Genomic DNA, 13,169 nt, shown 5'->3' on the forward strand with positions numbered 1-13,169 from the left:
ATAGCATAAGCACTCAGAATCCTACCAAAAAAGACCTATCCAAAAATGGACAGGTCTTTTTCCCCTACTTCTTTCTATTACATCATCAAGCTACTTTCTCTTCACTCAATCGATCTGTAATCACAGCAATCGCTCCATCACCTGTTACGTTACAAGCGGTACCAAAGCTATCTTGCGCAATGTACAAAGCAATCATCAACGAAGTCAACGTGGTAGTAAATCCGAGCATAGACTCCATCAATCCCAGTGCCGCCATGACTGCTCCGCCCGGCACACCTGGTGCGGCAATCATCGTTACACCAAGCATCAAAATGAATGGAAACATCACGTCGAATGATGTCGTCATTCCGTTTAGCATCATGACTGCCATGGAACAGCTGACAAGCGTAATCGTGCTTCCAGAAAGATGGATCGTCGCACAGAGTGGAACAACGAAATCCGCGATCTTGTCACTCACACCGTTTTTCTTGGTCTGGTTCAGTGTCACAGGAATGGTGGCCGCAGAGGATTGTGTTCCAATCGCTGTGAAGTAAGCGGGAAGCATATTTTTCATCAGCGTGAATGGGTTTTTGCGCCCCATCTGGCCCGCTACCAAGTACTGCACGAACAGATAAAATAGATGCAAGGCAATAATCATAACGAAAACTTTAACGAACACGGACAAAATCATCGTGACTTGTCCACCATAGGTCAGGTTGGAAAATACAGATAGGATATGTAATGGAAGCAACGGGATAATGACGGAAGCAATGAGCTTCTCTACGATATCTCTCAAGTCTACCATCACATTTTGCAGGGCGTTGCCTTTGATGACAGTCGCCCCTAGACCAAGGGTGAAGGCGAGCAGTAATGCTGTCATCACACCTACAATCGGCGGCATGTCCACCGTAAAGAACGGCTTCACCAGTGCTTTCTCTGGGTTGGCATACTGATTCGCCAGTCCACCTACCTCAAGAATGTGTGGAAAAATACTCGTACTGACCAAATAAGCAAGCGCTCCTGCAAGGATCGTAGATAAGTAAGCCACCCCTGTGGTTACCCCAAGCAAGCGCCCTGCCCCTTTGCCCAGCTCACCGATGCCTGGCGCGATAAATCCAATGATAATCAACGGAATCGCAAATCCGAGGAAATTTCCAAATAGGCCACTAAATGTAGCCAATCCTTTCACAACCCAAATTGGCGAAATGGAGCCAATCCCGATCCCAAGGACAATGGCGATCAGGATTTTGGGTAGTAAACCTAGCTGTTTCATGAATTGAACCCCCGTTACGTGTTGGTAAAAAACGTCCACGTGGAATGGACTGTGTCTCCTTTACATGGACTAATGAATAACAAGGTAACACATCCGGGATGAGATTGTCATGAATCATAAAAAAGTAATAATATTTAAATTAAAGAAAAACCCCCAATGAGCGTTGCTTACTCACTTGGGGGAACGATATTATTTGGCGCAAACCACTTGGCGAAATTCTTCTTCGATATGTGCCAGCACGCGCATGGCATCCGCGAGTTCTTTCTCATTCTTTTCTACGGTCAGTGTGTGACAACGTCCGAATTGCTTCGCTTGCTTCTCTTTGATCGCCGCCAGCTCTGGCTCATACTTCGAGAAAAATACAGCGAAATCCATCGCTCGCCTCGCCCCTAGCTGGAATGCAAAATAGGATAAGTGGCCCATTTCCGCTGGCGAAAGGCCACCCTCCTCTTCCATCCGCTTCACTACACGCAAGATTGCTTCCTTTCCGTATAGGATCGAAGGCTTTGGTTCCGCCGCTGCACTTTCCTGATAGATTCCTTTGTATAAACGAAGCGCATTTGCAACCAGCTCCTCCTCTGTCGGATTGCCTACACGCTTTGGCGCTGTCCAATAATGGTAGGAAAAGAGGCCATCAAAGATTTTCTCAGCCTTCCACGCCAGGACAAACTGAGACAACGGCAGGCTGACAAAAGGAAAACCTGCGGGATCATGCACGTAGATCGATTGATCATCCATCTCGTACGCAAGAACAAAATGATCAGCGCCACCCAAGTACTGAGCATTTGGGTTATAAGTCAGGTAGCCCATATCAAGCGGTCCGAGCAACACGGGCCCCTTTTCCAAATCGCGCCGTAATTCCGCCAACGGTGGCTCGCCCTCCGCATCTCCTGACTTTTCCGTCCAACGAAAACCAAGCAGTTCTAGCGCATGACTGACACCACGGTCAGGAATCACTTGTCCGAAATAAATGACCTTCTGCTCCTCATACCAGATGGCTCCGACTCCTACGCCGGAGAGTACCTCGAGTACGGCAGGCGATACCTTCTCCCCAATTGTCTCCAAAAGCATTGATGATGAATTTGCGTAGCAGTAGTGGCCACTTCCGATGTACGGTAACATGCGTTTCTCCCTCTTTCTCGTCAATGTATGGCTTACCTATCATTGACTTCGGGTCGCATGTTTTTCTGACAACGCTTTGCAAAAACATTTCTCGTTCACGCGAAATATTTGCTGAAAAATTGTATCTTCTCACTCACGAAAGCATCATCTGATTCGCTGTTACCCATGATTTGAGGATCATGCATGCAAAGCCCCATTAGCCACAATTGGCGAATACCTGTCATGAGAGACACCGCAGCCTGATCGTTTTCAGATAGGGGACGAACCTCGGTATATCCTTTTAGGAAAGCACGCCATAGCAATTCCACCAGTTCGTCATCTTCTTCGATCAATATTCGGCTCAGCTTGAAAGCAGCCAGATCATACGCCCGCCAACCATATCCGCACAGATCGAAATCAAAGTGGGTATAGGTGTTGTCCTCGCAAAAATTCGTATTAAAATTCCCTTGAAGATCTCCGTGGCAAATCCCCCAGTCAAGTCCCGCACGGATATGCTCGTTCAGCTTGGATTCCAGCTCAATCGCCAGCTTTTGGAGAATTTGAAAATCTTCCTTCCGATGCTGCAGACGTGACTCGATGATAGCTAACGGGCGCTGAATCAACGTCTTGACATCCCACACCTCGCGAGCTTGTTGGGTGGAAAAACCTTCTGCTTTGACATGCAACTCAGCAACGGCTCTGCCAAACCGTGCGCTCAGTTCCTCGCTATCGATCTCCTGCTCCTTGCCACAGGCATAAGTGAACAGCGCACCAAAGCGATTGCCCTCTGCTACTTGCAGTCTCAAGACATGATTTCCTGAGCCGACCGCAATTGGCACAGAAACAGATACTCCTTGTCTGTTCAAATGGAGCAATAGATCCATCTCGAAAGCGACTGCTGCTTCCTCTGTTCGCCAATCGCTGCGATACAGCCTGAATATTCGTTTTTGATCGATCGTCTCCACGAGGTACGTATCGTTCATGCCTCGAAGCATGTAGTGAACCGATTGTATTTGTTCAGTTGGATATGCTTCCTGAAGTACTTTTTGTAATGCTTTTTCACAGATGGTTGAGTAGACGACGGGTAGATGCATAGTCATGCTGCTCCTTTTTGCTAAGTATTGGTAATTTATTAGGAAAGACGTGTGAATGTGGAAAAGGACACAGCAAGTAAAAAAGGACCTTGAAGGGCTAAAGGCCGATCAAGGTCTGGTACAGGCTGCAACGATTTGTCCCCTTTGCTGAATAAGCTCTTCAAGGAATCGGGCAACATAAGTAAAAGAGTTATTTCTTTACTTTTCCCTTGATCTCGCGCAATTCCTCGAGGATCAGATCGTATTTGTCGCTGTATTTGTCCAGCAAGTCTTGTAAACGCCCCTCGCGCTCGCGATTTGCTTTCATAATATAAAACAACAACCAGACAAACAAAGCAGCAAATGGCCCTTGCTGAAGTAATACGGTTGTTACTTGATCTTCCATGTTTGATCTCCCCTTTTGTCGCTGTACAGAACGAGTGTTCCTGCATCGTCCTTATCTGTATTTTGTACAAAAGGCTTGTACATAATTCGTTGAAAACAAAATTAATATCCATACTTTTCTTTTTCGCTCTCATTTAGTACAATAAATTTGTACATCCTCACAGGAAGGACTGGCTCGCTCATGCTATCTCAGCGCTTACGCACAGCTCGTAAGACAAAAGGTCTGACCCAGGAAGAGTTGGCAGAGCATGTCTGCACGACCAAGGGGACGATCAGTAACTACGAGAACAACCACAGCACACCACCGAATGACATGCTGCGGCAATTGGCTGATGTGCTGGACGTCACGACCGATTGGTTGTTGGGTCGCACAGATGAAGTCACGGCCTATCTTCTCCCAACAACAGAGCAGACAAATCAACGTTCGTTGGACGAGCTCTTGCAGGAAAAGATCGATGACCCGGACGACTACTTTTTCCTAGACGGGTATCTGGACGCTTCAGAAGAGGAGAAAAAAGAAATTCGCCGCTACTGGTACGACTTGAAGAAACAGTGGAAAGTCAGTAAAGTACGCGAAGAAAGACTTCCGTCTTTGTTTGACATCACGGAAGACATCAAAAAAAAATAACCCCAGTGCGGGGTTTTCTTTTCAGCGAAAAGTAGAACGTACGTTCCTCACCATTCATTTAGGAGGTTCTTGATGCTTCACTCCCTTTTGAAAGAAATCTGCGAACCGCAAACATGGCTCGAGAGTCGCGTGTACTTGCTGCTTCAGCATCACGGCATCGATTCGCCCGAACAAATCGATCTGCATCTGCTGTGTGAGACGTACGGCATCGAGATCCATCGTATTTGCGGCAGGAGTCGTGCACACGCGCATCCTTTTTTGCCGGGACGTTATGTCATTGCGGTGGATGAGCGACTCGACCTGGCTACCCAACGGGTTAAAATCGCGCATGAACTCGGCCATTTGCTCCTTCATGAAGGCATTCAGCCCCAGAGCAGCGAATGGATGATTGACTGGCAAGAATCGCAGGCGAATCATTTTGCCGAGCATTTGCTGCTTCCCATTTACATGATGAGCCCCTTGCTTGCTGATTGTTCTCGATACAACGCTCCAGCTATGTTGGCTCAGCGCTTTCAGGTACCGATGCCTCTTGCTCGTGCCCGTTTTGAGCGCATACTGAGCCGTATGTATGCCAAAGGCTTTCCCGTCTATGGGTAAATTACGACGCTATTATGTAGGAGGCGAAACCTGATGAAACGAGTCTTTATTGCCGGAGATGCATACACGACTCATTTTTTTGATCTCGCCTTGGACCAAGACGAGGAGCTGTCGCTGTTACCCTCCTTGCAGGTAGCCAGTTATCACGTGGCCCGCTTTGCTCTCATCATGCGAGATGACGGCCTTCGTGGTCTCGGTATTTTTCCCGGAGACGCCCTCTTGATCTCAGACTTTTCGATGGAACCTGTAAAAGACAGACCTGTATTGATCCGACAGGAGGGGCAGTTCCTTGTGCGTATCGCAGCAGACGTCAATCCATTGGAATGTCTGTTTACAACCACACGCGAGCAAGACACCCCCATGCTACTCCCCTCGGAAAACATTCGCATTACAGGTGTTGTATCCGGTATTATTCCACGTTCATCATCGTAACCTCATTAAGCAGCCAATCCTTGATCGCTGCCACCGTTTGCTGCCACTGCTCCTGCGGGGTAATGGCAGCGGGCTGGTCGCCTTCCTGAGATCCATAGCTTCCGAACTGGGAGTGGTTCCCCCCTTCTATGGACATGTACACGGTACGCTCCGGCAAGTATTGCTTGCTCTCCTCAAACTTTTCTATATGGATCACACCGTCGCGAGATCCGAGTAAAGACAGCACAGGCAAATTCACCTTCTTCAAGTTCCCCTGACTGTTCGGATACGCTCCCAGCAAAAATACTCCACTGATTCGGTCCGGATGGTTTGCTGCGAATTGAGCTGCCATAGTACCACCGAGCGAATGTCCTCCGATGACAAACGTTTTATTCGGGTACGCCTTTAATACTTGTGTGGCTCGCGTCATATCACTTACAGCCAAATTCAGCGGCATTCGTGCGAGAAAAACATGGTAGCCGTAGCCTGCCAAAGCACGGGCAATCGGTGCATAGCTCTCCGGTTTGACCAGTGCTCCTGGATATAAGATGAGTCCCGGCTCGCGTGACTCCCCGCCTTGGAAAATAATCCAGTCATTCGTATCCATGACCGTAATCCCTTCACCGCCTTGCATGGCCGTTAATGCTGCCTGATCGGGTTGATAGGGTTGCAAATACCATATCGCCAGACAAATCGCTCCAAGTGTCACCAATACGAGTGCCTGAAACCATTTTTTGCGTGCTTGACTCATCCTACCCACCTCGTTTCCGTTCCCATGTATAGCTCTATATATTATGTCTCAAACCTAGAAAAAAACCGTCAGAGACAAAATCCCGACGGTCGTTAGTAATGGCTCCATCAGCCTTTTTCCTTCTGTCGCTCCCGAAAACGGCGCACCTTCATCAGGTTTCCGCACATTTTGTCATCACACCAGCGGCGCACCCGGTTGCGGCTTTCATCATAAAACACCCAGCGGCAATCCTCGTTGTCACATATTTTGATTCGCTCCAAATGCTGCGGGGCAAGCAGCTCCGCGAAAGAAGCCGCAATTTGTGCCATGACGAGAGGCCAGCCCTCTGTTGAGCTGGATTGCTTTTGCCCGTAGCCGCCCTCCTCATCTACATACAACACCTGTATATGAAAAGGGGCCTGAGCCAAAGCTCTGTTCAATTCCGCAAGGTCGTCCTCTTGGATTCGGTCTCCACGGACAACAGCTTCCAGCATACGTCTCAAACGTTCGCGCAGCTGCAAAAGGGAAGCGGCACACTCCTCATTTATCGGAAGCGGAGCGGTTAGCTTGTATGTTTGCAAAAAGGATGACAGCCATTCCTGGTTCTCCAAACGATTTTCCGCACGACCAGAACCACGCCAATCCCGCCAATCACTATTTAAAAAATCGATACAAAGCCAGTCCATGTTATTATCTCTCCTGACGAAACCCTACATTTTTCTCTCTTGTATGACTATACAGAATATGGTAATATCTTTTTGTAACTATCGTAATCAAATTAACTGGTTACATCTTCATTTCTTACTGCTATTATAGCGTTTCATCAATCTGTTTCACAGACGAGGAGGAAGCGTATGAATCGGAAGGATTTGCTTTTGCATGGATGGGAATGTACGTATGACAAGGAAGACTGGTATCCACCCTTAAAAGAAGCGCTTTCCGGAGTATCAGCAGCCGAGGCCAGCTGGCGCCCTGTGGGAGAAGCAGCCAACACGATCTGGGAAAACATCAGCCACCTTCTTTATTACAAAGAACGCCTGTTGCATCGTCTATTGGGCACTGAATTTCCTAGCTCGGCTGAGACGAACGATGATACCTTCATCCCGTCCGGCGGTCCGGATGACGAAGACGCTTGGCAAGCTACCCTCTTGCGCATGGAAAGCGTCCATCGCCACATTCATGAAAAGCTTTCCTTGCTGACGGATGAGGATTTAAACCAGACGGCTACTTATACGCCCATTTACCAAACCGTGATGAGTCTGGTCCTGCATGATGCGTTTCATACGGGACAAATTGTCCAAATTCGCAAGTTACAAGGCTCTTGGCCTGCCAGACGCTCATTTGAATAACAAAATTTCACATTGATTAATCATAAACAATCCATTATAGTTGATAAATCACATAATTTCATACATGTTATCCTCATCTTTCACGGTGAGGATAGAGGTCGCGGCTTTTATATCATCCTGTACGAGATTCAGAGAAAATCAATGACTCCAGGTAAGGAAAATCCGCCGAAGCTCATATCGCGTCTCTGTGCGATTGGGTTGGGGCTGTACTCGAAAGGGGCAGAACTGTCACGTTTGCATGCCAAGCAAGCGTGGTGAGCTATCTTCAGTGAAGGCTTGGTGGGGATTGGATGATACCGCCCTATGCCATTTTTTTGGCTATGGCGGTTTTTTCGTTTCCGACCTTCCTTCTCAAAAATCAAGAAAGGTCGTGCAAGTAGCTTATGTCACAAAATCAATTGCAACGTGGTTTAAAAGCCCGACACCTGACGATGATCGCCATCGGTGGCTCGATTGGGACGGGATTGTTTCTCGCGAGCGGAGGCTCGATTCATTCCGCCGGACCTGGTGGAGCTTTAGTTGCCTATCTCGCCATTAGTATCATGGTTTACTTTTTAATGACCAGCTTGGGGGAAATGGCGGCCTTCATGCCTGTTTCTGGTTCGTTTTCGACGTATGCCACACGGTTCGTCGATCCATCTCTCGGCTTTGCTCTCGGCTGGAACTACTGGTACAACTGGGCCATTACCATTGCCGTCGAGCTGTCAGCTTCCGCACTCATTATGAAATATTGGTTCCCGGATACCCCAGCGATATTGTGGAGCGCTTTGTTCCTCGGATTGCTGTTTGCCTTGAATCTCCTGTCTGTGAAAGCCTATGGAGAATCTGAATATTGGTTCGCCTTGATTAAAGTAGTAACGGTAATCGTCTTTATTATCGTTGGTGTGTTGATGATTTTTGGCATTATGGGCGGCCAAGCAGTCGGCCTCCAAAACTTCACCAAAGGCGACGCGCCATTCAATGGCGGCTTCATGGCCCTGCTCGGTGTCTTTATGATTGCCGGATTCTCTTTCCAAGGGACAGAGCTCGTTGGTGTCGCAGCTGGGGAGAGCGAAGACCCTGCCCGCAACATTCCGAAGGCCATCCGTCAAATTTTTTGGCGCATCCTACTCTTCTATATCCTCGCTATTTTGATCATCGGGTTGTTGGTTCCATACGATAATCCAAATCTGATCAGTGGCGACCTTACGGATATTGCGATCAGTCCGTTTACGATTGTTTTTGAAAATGCCGGATTTGCTTTTGCAGCATCCGTCATGAATGCCGTTATTCTTACGTCTGTATTGTCTGCTGGAAACTCTGGCATGTACGCCTCTACACGCATGCTGTGGAACTTGGCGAAAGAAGGAAACGCACCAAAATGGTTCGCAAAAGTAACAAGTAACGGCGTACCGATCAATGCCTTGATCTTGACTGCGCTCGTCGGCGCCCTTGCTTTTCTGTCCTCTCTGTTTGGGGAAGGCGAAGTGTACGTCTGGCTTCTAAATGCTTCCGGTATGTCAGGTTTCATCGCTTGGCTGGGCATTGCCATTAGTCACTACCGTTTCCGTAAAGCGTTTATCGCTCAGGGTCGTGACTTAAGCGAATTGCCTTATCGGGCAAAGTGGTTCCCGTTTGGACCGATTTTTGCCTTCATCATTTGCTGTATCGTTATTATTGGGCAAAACTACTCCGCATTCATGGGTGGAACGGTTGACTGGTATGGCGTCCTGGTCTCTTACATTGGCCTGCCACTCTTCTTAATCGTTTGGCTCGCTTATAAAATTACCAAAAAGACCGAGCTCGTCCCTCTTGAACAAGTAGACTTCAGCATGGATGAGCACACGAAATAATCGAAGAAATAAGTACGGACTTCCGTTCAGATAACGGAAGTCTTTTTCATGTTTGCCAGCATATTAAAAACTGCCCAAAAATTGCCGATAGTATAGACAAGAAGCCATTGAGATCCGTTTCCTTCCGTTCTCACAACTCATACCAGTCATCTGATATAAGGTAACCAGATCTCCTGCCATCACGACTGAACATGAATCCATGTGAGGAGAGTAGAACATGCACATCCAATCGAATACCCGCTACCTAACCCCCCAGCTTTCAACTAACCAACTTGCACCCAAAATGGTGACAGGAACTCGTCTAGCATTGCCCGAGAACGATACAGTAGACCTTCGTTCTCACAAGGCACGAGAGCTCCCTGCTGATGTCATCGAGCATCACAGTGTCCAATTTTTCTTTAACACAGAGATTAATGAGCGTTTGGATAAAATTTTTGCAGATAAACCACCCGAGGCTCGCAAAGCCTTTGACCACATCCTGGAGCAAAACTTTTTCAACTCCCCATCCACCTACTCCGATGAAGAAAGAGCTGCTTTGGTAGAAGTCGGTTTAACCCAAGGCAAATATTTGGCAGACCAATACATGGCTGATGAAAATGCTGCTGAATTTTTGGATACCCTCCATTTGCTCGCTGGCGTTGCCAAAACACGAAAGGTTGACCCTGCAACCGGCAGTGTCAGCTACGTAGAGCTTCCGCAAAAACCACATGGGGCGCCGAGCGACTATGTTAACCCGTCCAAGCTGATGGAGCGGTATGACCCGGAAGCCTACAAAAAAATGCATGCGGCTACCAATCAAACAGAGAAAGTAAGCATGCTGATTCAATTCGTCAAAAAGCTGCAACATCGACCAGACTGGATCTCTCAATACCGGAACGAACAAGCTACGCTTCTTTCCGATTTAAAAAATACGAAAATCACTAACCGCTTTGAGAATGTAAATACAAAGGACGACACTGAATTTGTTCGTCGAATGAATACGCTCGCTGAAAATGCTTCCTTTTCTACCTTCACACCATTGCTTCAAACGAATCTTGCCTCTTTTATGAAGATCTTGACCAAGAAAACAAGTTAACTACACAAAGATGATGGTCACAGCCTCCTCCCGAACTTCCCTGGGACTGGGGCTCTTTTTTTGTGTAGCTGATGGACATACTAACCCGTAAAGGAGGGGACGAACATGTATGACAATCTCGAAAACGACCTGCCTGATTTCAAACAACTGGATGACAGACTGATCGCTCAACCTCCTACTAGCCCCATAATCGCAATCCGTACCAATCTAGACAAGGAACCAAATGACGTCGACAATCCGTATGTGCAGCAAGACTCTACACCCACTGGACAAAATAAGGGGGAAGCAAATGACTGATCGCAGCTCAAAGGAAAAACCGGACATGGGTTATAACGGAAGCAATATGCATGGTTATTCCCTTACAGCAAAGGAAGGGACATTGGACCAAACTGACAAGTCGGCTGCGGCAAAAAAAGAAAACAGGGACAAAGAATAGTTCTTTTCCCGTCACGATGAACAAATCCCCTTTGGGGAAACAGGCAGATACTCACTTTGCCTGTTTCCTGAAGGGGATTCTTTTGGATTTCTGATCAAGAACATGGTGAAAGAACATTTTCTTATTGACGAAACTCTATTGGAAATATATACTTTTCATGGATTTGATAATGAGAATCGTTATCATATTCTTGTATATATGATCAGGAGGTTGCCCCATGAAATCCAGGCTCTTCAAACACATTTACAGCACAACATTAGTCACTTCTCTCCTCACAGGTGGCGCCCATATGGCTCTGGCCGCACCACTCGTGGCCACTGCTGAACAGACGGATGTTTCCCCTTTGTCGCTAGATTTCGCAGTCGAACAGGCAATAAAGAACAGCGTTGATCTGGAGGTGCTTCGGCTTGACTTAGATATTACGAAGCACGAAACATCCATCACATTGAGAGAAAAAGCAGAAATCAAAAAAGCCGACATCATGTCACTGGCTGATGCAAAAAAGAAATTCGAAGACGCTGCCAAAGCAGTCAAAGAAGTGGTTGTCGATGAAGTCGCCCTGAATACGCAAAAAAACACCATTCAATTGCAAGTGCAAAAAGCATTCTTCGAAGTCCAATCATTAGACGCCAAAATCAAATCGCAGAAGAAAAGCTTGCAAAGACAGTACTGGTTGGACTCCGAAGAAACAGAAGCTCACAAAAATCTTGCTGCACTAGAAGCCAGCTACAAGCAAGCATTGGCCAAACTCAACGATTTATTGAATGAAAAAGCGGACAGACAATGGAAAATGATCGCTACTGATCTGACCCAACACGAGTTGCTTTCCTTAGAGCAATTGCAAGCAAAAGCTTATGAAAATCGTCCTGAAATGATCAAAGCACAAGCAGAAATAGACTTTGCCCAAGTAAGAATTGATTACACAGCAGAGTATTCCGCACTCAGCACACATAAAGGTACAATCGCAAAAAATGAGCACAAAAAAGCGGAACTGCAAAAACAAAAAACACAAAAGAAAATCGGTCAAGAAGTAAGTGACAACTATACGAAGGTACTGACAGCGAAAAAGGCATTAGAGGAAAGTACAACAAAGAAAGAAACCGCATTGGAGCGCTATCAGGCAACAATCGATCAATATAGATTAGGAAAAGCATCGATGAAAGAACTGATGGAAGACGAAGCAAACCTGTTTGACTCCGAAGCAAAAGCAATCGAATCGGTTTATCAATACAATCTCGCTGCTACCACCTTGAATCAGTCGACTGGTTATTAATATTTCGTATCACGAAGGATCTTATATATTCATTTAAAATATAGGAGGCTTCATCCCACAGGGTGAAGCCCTTACTCATTTATTAGCCTCTCAAAAACTCCCGGCATCACCAGACGACCACCGTCTACACCAAAATCCTCTATAAACCACCAAGCCGATAGCACACTATGGCAATACGCCCACGCCAACACTCTCTCTTTTTGCAAAGACAGCGCCTTCGTCAGTCCATCGATCCGCTGTTTCATTACTTCTTCTACCCCATCCTCTGGTAAATGGTTCAGCAAAAACGGAATCACCTCATACTCCGTCTCCCCGATCAGCCCCTTTGGATCAATTGCCAACCACGGCTCTCTTTCTGCACGCAAAATATTTTCATGATGAAGATCACCATGCAGCAGGCACTGTTCTTTTTGTGTGGAGAGAAGCTTTTTGTACCATTGCATGGCTCGGTTCACCATTTGCTCGGGAATCGGTCCTGTCCCCCCTTGGAAATAAGGACGAATCTTTTCCAGTCCCACAGCCCAGTCCGCTATCGTTGGAAACGTAGACGCAAGCTTGCCAGCGTTCGAAACAGGGGTATGCATCCTTTTAATCACGTCCGCCAAGCATTGAATTCGTTCTTCTTCGCTGCTCAGCTTGTCCATTGTCTCCCCTGGCATGATGCGCTCTAAAAGCATGATCCCTTTTTCCTCGTCAGCATCGAGTAACTGCACCATCCCCCGCCCCGCAAAAGCCCGAATCGCCGTCAGCTCTCTCTGCCAGTCCAGTCCAGGCACGCCCAGCTTCAGCACTGCGTTTCTCCCATCCTGCAACACAACAGGTGCGACAAAGTTATAGGAGAGTGGAAACGGCTCAAGCACTTTTAAAGACCAACGTGCTTCGCATTCGGCAATCAGCTCATGAAAGGAATCCAGCCAAAGACGTCCCGCTTCTTTATGTATGCCCATAATTGTTTGGGTAAATTGGGTTGGCAATGAAATCATTAGGAACCCCCTCCTCGAACTACT

16 protein-coding genes and 1 riboswitch are annotated in these 13,169 nt (G+C 47.1%); of the genes, 9 read left to right on the plus strand and 7 right to left on the minus strand.

The window, feature by feature from the left end; translation table 11 throughout:
* Window positions 1–85: 85 nt before the first annotated feature.
* The 4 genes from HP398_RS17220 to HP398_RS17235 all read right to left on the minus strand — a co-directional run bounded on the left by HP398_RS17220 (window position 86) and on the right by HP398_RS17235 (window position 3,832).
* Entirely contained in the window at window positions 86–1,252 is a 1,167-nt protein-coding gene (locus HP398_RS17220) for a dicarboxylate/amino acid:cation symporter (protein ID WP_069846512.1), read from the minus strand.
* 189 nt (window positions 1,253–1,441) lie between these two features.
* The gene (locus HP398_RS17225; protein WP_017251982.1) at window positions 1,442–2,374 is read right to left on the minus strand and encodes a cysteine peptidase family C39 domain-containing protein; all 933 of its coding nucleotides are present in this window, start codon (window positions 2,372–2,374) and stop codon (window positions 1,442–1,444) included.
* Between the two features lie 95 nt (window positions 2,375–2,469).
* Window positions 2,470–3,453: a homoserine kinase gene (locus HP398_RS17230; protein ID WP_254476178.1), complete on the minus strand. Its 984-nt coding sequence runs from the start codon at window positions 3,451–3,453 to the stop codon at window positions 2,470–2,472.
* Window positions 3,454–3,637: 184 nt separating this feature from the next.
* Window positions 3,638–3,832, minus strand: coding sequence for a BhlA/UviB family holin-like peptide (locus HP398_RS17235; RefSeq protein ID WP_017251979.1), 195 nt, complete (start codon window positions 3,830–3,832; stop codon window positions 3,638–3,640).
* A gap of 180 nt (window positions 3,833–4,012) precedes the next feature.
* Between HP398_RS17235 and HP398_RS17240 the strand changes: the two genes are divergently transcribed.
* From HP398_RS17240 to HP398_RS17250, 3 genes are all read left to right on the plus strand, one after another.
* Window positions 4,013–4,459 (plus strand): helix-turn-helix domain-containing protein, encoded by a 447-nt coding sequence (locus HP398_RS17240; protein WP_173623224.1) that lies wholly within the window; start codon window positions 4,013–4,015, stop codon window positions 4,457–4,459.
* Window positions 4,460–4,531: 72 nt separating this feature from the next.
* Window positions 4,532–5,056: an ImmA/IrrE family metallo-endopeptidase gene (locus HP398_RS17245; protein ID WP_017251978.1), complete on the plus strand. Its 525-nt coding sequence runs from the start codon at window positions 4,532–4,534 to the stop codon at window positions 5,054–5,056.
* Window positions 5,057–5,089: 33 nt separating this feature from the next.
* Complete coding sequence (locus tag HP398_RS17250) at window positions 5,090–5,488, plus strand: hypothetical protein (protein ID WP_017251977.1); 399 nt, start codon at window positions 5,090–5,092, stop codon at window positions 5,486–5,488.
* On the opposite strand, the gene HP398_RS17255 is transcribed toward HP398_RS17250, so the two are convergent.
* Together HP398_RS17255 and HP398_RS17260 are read right to left on the minus strand one after the other, a co-directional pair.
* Window positions 5,466–6,218, minus strand: coding sequence for an alpha/beta fold hydrolase (locus HP398_RS17255; protein WP_017251976.1), 753 nt, complete (start codon window positions 6,216–6,218; stop codon window positions 5,466–5,468). The genes HP398_RS17250 and HP398_RS17255 overlap by 23 nt on opposite strands.
* Window positions 6,219–6,325: 107 nt before the next feature.
* On the minus strand, window positions 6,326–6,883 hold the full coding sequence (locus HP398_RS17260) for a CGNR zinc finger domain-containing protein (protein WP_173623225.1): 558 nt from the start codon (window positions 6,881–6,883) through the stop codon (window positions 6,326–6,328).
* 168 nt (window positions 6,884–7,051) lie between these two features.
* Between HP398_RS17260 and HP398_RS17265 the strand changes: the two genes are divergently transcribed.
* From HP398_RS17265 to HP398_RS17290, 6 genes are all read left to right on the plus strand, one after another.
* The gene (locus tag HP398_RS17265) at window positions 7,052–7,546 is read left to right on the plus strand and encodes a DinB family protein (RefSeq protein ID WP_017251974.1); all 495 of its coding nucleotides are present in this window, start codon (window positions 7,052–7,054) and stop codon (window positions 7,544–7,546) included.
* An 84-nt stretch (window positions 7,547–7,630) separates the two neighbouring features.
* Window positions 7,631–7,816: riboswitch (Lysine riboswitch) on the plus strand.
* Window positions 7,817–7,929: 113 nt separating this feature from the next.
* Window positions 7,930–9,378, plus strand: a complete 1,449-nt coding sequence (locus HP398_RS17270; RefSeq protein WP_173623226.1) for an amino acid permease — start codon at window positions 7,930–7,932, stop codon at window positions 9,376–9,378.
* 217 nt (window positions 9,379–9,595) lie between these two features.
* Window positions 9,596–10,453, plus strand: coding sequence for a hypothetical protein (locus tag HP398_RS17275; RefSeq protein WP_173623227.1), 858 nt, complete (start codon window positions 9,596–9,598; stop codon window positions 10,451–10,453).
* Window positions 10,454–10,558: 105 nt separating this feature from the next.
* Window positions 10,559–10,750, plus strand: a complete 192-nt coding sequence (locus HP398_RS17280) for a hypothetical protein (RefSeq protein ID WP_173623228.1) — start codon at window positions 10,559–10,561, stop codon at window positions 10,748–10,750.
* Entirely contained in the window at window positions 10,743–10,889 is a 147-nt protein-coding gene (locus HP398_RS17285) for a hypothetical protein (protein ID WP_173623229.1), read from the plus strand. Before HP398_RS17280 ends, HP398_RS17285 begins: the two co-directional genes overlap by 8 nt.
* Before the next feature lie 217 nt (window positions 10,890–11,106).
* A complete protein-coding gene (locus HP398_RS17290) occupies window positions 11,107–12,162 on the plus strand; it encodes a TolC family protein (RefSeq protein ID WP_173623230.1) in 1,056 nt (351 codons plus the stop codon).
* A gap of 71 nt (window positions 12,163–12,233) precedes the next feature.
* Here the strand turns inward: HP398_RS17290 and HP398_RS17295 are convergent, their stop codons facing one another.
* Window positions 12,234–13,145 (minus strand): aminoglycoside phosphotransferase family protein, encoded by a 912-nt coding sequence (locus HP398_RS17295; protein WP_173623231.1) that lies wholly within the window; start codon window positions 13,143–13,145, stop codon window positions 12,234–12,236.
* Window positions 13,146–13,169 lie beyond the last annotated feature (24 nt).

The sequence above is a fragment of the Brevibacillus sp. HB1.4B genome (genome assembly GCF_013284285.1).
Lineage (GTDB): Bacteria > Bacillota > Bacilli > Brevibacillales > Brevibacillaceae > Brevibacillus > Brevibacillus porteri.

Coding starts and splice junctions, on each gene's coding strand:
- HP398_RS17220 (WP_069846512.1), bottom strand. CDS start 1,252: ATGAAACAGCTAGGTTTACTACCCAAAATCCTGATCGCCATTGTCCTT.
- HP398_RS17225 (WP_017251982.1), bottom strand. CDS start 2,374: ATGTTACCGTACATCGGAAGTGGCCACTACTGCTACGCAAATTCATCA.
- HP398_RS17230 (WP_254476178.1), bottom strand. CDS start 3,453: ATGACTATGCATCTACCCGTCGTCTACTCAACCATCTGTGAAAAAGCA.
- HP398_RS17235 (WP_017251979.1), bottom strand. CDS start 3,832: ATGGAAGATCAAGTAACAACCGTATTACTTCAGCAAGGGCCATTTGCT.
- HP398_RS17240 (WP_173623224.1), top strand. CDS start 4,013: ATGCTATCTCAGCGCTTACGCACAGCTCGTAAGACAAAAGGTCTGACC.
- HP398_RS17245 (WP_017251978.1), top strand. CDS start 4,532: ATGCTTCACTCCCTTTTGAAAGAAATCTGCGAACCGCAAACATGGCTC.
- HP398_RS17250 (WP_017251977.1), top strand. CDS start 5,090: ATGAAACGAGTCTTTATTGCCGGAGATGCATACACGACTCATTTTTTT.
- HP398_RS17255 (WP_017251976.1), bottom strand. CDS start 6,218: ATGAGTCAAGCACGCAAAAAATGGTTTCAGGCACTCGTATTGGTGACA.
- HP398_RS17260 (WP_173623225.1), bottom strand. CDS start 6,883: ATGGACTGGCTTTGTATCGATTTTTTAAATAGTGATTGGCGGGATTGG.
- HP398_RS17265 (WP_017251974.1), top strand. CDS start 7,052: ATGAATCGGAAGGATTTGCTTTTGCATGGATGGGAATGTACGTATGAC.
- HP398_RS17270 (WP_173623226.1), top strand. CDS start 7,930: ATGTCACAAAATCAATTGCAACGTGGTTTAAAAGCCCGACACCTGACG.
- HP398_RS17275 (WP_173623227.1), top strand. CDS start 9,596: ATGCACATCCAATCGAATACCCGCTACCTAACCCCCCAGCTTTCAACT.
- HP398_RS17280 (WP_173623228.1), top strand. CDS start 10,559: ATGTATGACAATCTCGAAAACGACCTGCCTGATTTCAAACAACTGGAT.
- HP398_RS17285 (WP_173623229.1), top strand. CDS start 10,743: ATGACTGATCGCAGCTCAAAGGAAAAACCGGACATGGGTTATAACGGA.
- HP398_RS17290 (WP_173623230.1), top strand. CDS start 11,107: ATGAAATCCAGGCTCTTCAAACACATTTACAGCACAACATTAGTCACT.
- HP398_RS17295 (WP_173623231.1), bottom strand. CDS start 13,145: ATGATTTCATTGCCAACCCAATTTACCCAAACAATTATGGGCATACAT.